The organism is Cupriavidus sp. 05N39 (assembly GCF_056397325.1).
In genome coordinates, this window is the sequence record NZ_JBFTNE010000283.1 from 1 (window position 1) to 539 (window position 539).

General features: G+C 70.8%; 1 pseudogene. It reads right to left on the bottom strand.

Annotated features, from left to right (window positions below):
• Positions 1 to 336, bottom strand: a pseudogene (locus tag AC1DN0_RS41315) (hypothetical protein); the annotation flags it as partial.
• Positions 337 to 539 lie beyond the last annotated feature (203 nt).

Consider the following 539-nt stretch of genomic DNA (forward strand, 5'->3'; position numbering starts at 1 on the left):
CACCGCGGCCACCTCGGTGGCCGCCTGCCCCGGCCCGCCGGCCAGGAAGAACACCGGGTCGTGCTTGCCCTCGCCTTCATTGCTGGTTTCCAGCCACGCGATGTTCAAGCCGATCTTGCGACCGTCCGGGGCGGCCGGGTTCTCGGCCACCTGCAGGGTGGTGCACTGGGCCTCGACGTTGTCGCTGGCCTGGGTGCTGGTCAGCGTGCACGGCTTGAACGTCAGGCGTCCGTACTGGCGTTGCGCCGCATCCGGCGCGGCCTCCGGGGTAGCCTGGCAGGCGGCCAGCAGCAGCAAGGCTGCAGCGGTCGCCAGGGGACGGCAGGAMRCTCGCATGTTCGATCGCATCCTGGATTGAAGGGGTTCAGCATGCCATGACGACAGGGCAGGCTGGATGTGACCGATGCCATGCCGCGGCGTCGGCGGGCGGCGCAGCGATCAGGCGGCGGCCACTGACGCGGCACTGACGGTGCGGTCGCGGCCGTCGGCCTTGGCCTGGTAAAGCGCGGCATCGGCGGCGGCCAGCAGCGCCGCAAGAT